Raw genomic sequence first — 2226 nt, forward strand, 5'->3', positions numbered from 1 at the left:
CAGGTCGTCCAGCTGTAGTGTGCCGTAATCATGGCTCGCCGCCCCGACAAACACACCGACGGATGTGCCTCGCAATGTGCTTGGCGCGATCCCCGCGTCCTCGCACGCTTCCCAAGCGGTCTCAAGAAGCCAACGTTGTTGTGGGTCCATCCGTATCGCCTCGCGTGGCGAGATCCCCCAGAACGCCGGATCAAATCGCTTCAGCTGGTCGACAAAGCCGCCTCGCCGCGTGACCATATGGCCAATCGCAGCGGGATCGCGGTGATGATACCGGTCCACGTGCCATCGGTCGTCCGGGACCTCGCTGATCGCACTGCGTTCGTCAACCAATAATTGCCAAAGCGAGTCGGTGTCTCGCACCCCACCGGGAAATCGGCAGCCGACGCCGACCAACGCTAAGGGTTCTCGTGGAGTTGGGGGAATCCGTTCAGTCATCGACGAGTATCCAGGCGTTTCAATGAATCATTCAGCAATACACCAAGAGCGACTCTCGGAAGAGTCTGGTTATGCGGCTCTAACCATTTTGGTAATTTTTGCCCTGTGGGTGGTGGCCGGGTAGAACTATAGCACGTGAGGGCTAATCAGATAACGTGACTAGTAGTGCCTCGCTGAGTCGTTTTTATCGATGCCGCTTATGGGGACACCATCTGTTGTGGGGTAACGGAATCGTCCTGGATTGGGCCGTGCAGACGCCGTCTGCAGAACCCGGTGCCGAGCGTGAAGCGAATTCCGTAATGCCTGATGCGAGCGAAATCCCGGCCGAGCCGTGCATGCATGGAAGGGTTGTGAAGGGATGGGTGTTGCTGGATCCCAAGCGGCTGCCATTGGCGGTGGCTCCGCAAATAGTCGCGTCCCTGACACCCGATACCGAGTTGGTGCATCCGCTGAATTGCTCGCGGCCAGACGTGATCGCGGATGTGTTGCAGCAAAATCCAGAGCAATATCTGCAGCGGTGCTACGGATTTCAATTTGTCGTGCCAAATCATGTGACATCCTTTCCGCTTTCACTGCGATTGGGAACGCGGCAAGTCAAGCTTGGCCACGTTTGTATGGAAGCCGCGTGCAGTGGACCGAATCGATCGTCCGGCGTGCTGGAAGGAAAATCAGGATGGTTGTTTTTAGGCAACGATACGAACCACAGCATGGATCAGCACCGGGGGACGCTGCAATTGACCCGCCGCGGACTGCGATCTTGGGTTAAGTATGCGCGAGGACTACAGCGTTTTGGCAAATCGATCCAGGCTCCTGTGGCCCTGTTGATTGCTCCAGCAAAAGAGAGTGTGCTGGGGCAATACCATCCCCTGGCGGCCGGTAAACAGAATCCGGTGCAGCAGGTTGCAGATGTCCTGTCCCGGGAGTTGCTAGTGCATCCGGTCGCAGCGATGAAAGCATGCGGCGACGATGCGTTTCTAGTCACCGACACCCACTGGAGTGATCAAGGGGCGAAGGCCGGCGCTGTGGAGCTTGCGAAAACACTGGGGTTGGCTTCGAGGGACGTCGTCGATTTGTTTGTCGATGATCGTTATCGCTGTGAGCCGATCGTGGGTGATCTCGGCTGCAAAATGAATCCTCCGCGGACATCGCACACTCAACGTCTCAATTCCTACGACCTTGGTCGCCACATCGTTTACGACAACGGATTGCGCAGTTTTGGCCGCATCTTTGTCACGCGTCATTCAAATGCCCTGGCGGATCAAACGTGCTTGATTTTTGGATCCTCTTCGAGTTACGCGATGTTAAAGTACGCAAGCCGAATGTTTGGCTGTGTGATCTTGGTTCACACCGCAGGTGGCTTAGATCCCCACTTGATTGCCGCAGTGAAACCACAGTTTCTGGTTGCACAAACAAACGCCCGTTATGTGGTCCGAGTCCCACGGTTGACTCATAGCGTACGCGATCAACTGAAGACAAAAGTCAGCAGGCTAACCGAGACAGAACGCGCCGAAGTCATCGCAAATCGTGTGTGCACCGACGCATCGTGGATGGCCAAATCGGCCTTAGCACCCTACGACCAAATGCTCTCGTAGCGAGAGAATGCCAAGCGTTTCGGCTGGTCGAGTTCGGTGTAACGTTCTCCCGATCGTCAGCTTGGGAGAGGTGCAGGTGACGAGTTACCTCTCCCGAGCGCCAGCTGGGGAGAGGTCGGATGGGCCCCTTAGGCCTCATCCGGGTGAGGGCACTGCAGCGGAGGTGCACGTTGCCAAAAAACTTCGGCTTGCTCGGTCG

At 56.6% G+C, this 2226-nt stretch carries 2 protein-coding genes; one reads left to right on the top strand and one right to left on the bottom strand.

Annotation, left to right across the window (positions count from 1 at the left end; all coding sequences use genetic code 11):
- Positions 1 to 435 (bottom strand): beta-ketoacyl synthase N-terminal-like domain-containing protein (locus ABX962_RS35080; protein WP_372726300.1); only part of this gene is annotated, 435 nt, incomplete at its 3' end.
- A 155-nt stretch (positions 436 to 590) separates the two neighbouring features.
- Here ABX962_RS35080 and ABX962_RS35085 point away from each other — a divergent pair.
- Entirely contained in the window at positions 591 to 2027 is a 1437-nt protein-coding gene (locus ABX962_RS35085; RefSeq protein ID WP_372726301.1) for a hypothetical protein, read from the top strand.
- Positions 2028 to 2226: the final 199 nt, after the last annotated feature.

It is taken from the genome of Novipirellula sp., from assembly GCF_041583735.1.
GTDB lineage: Bacteria > Planctomycetota > Planctomycetia > Pirellulales > Pirellulaceae > Novipirellula.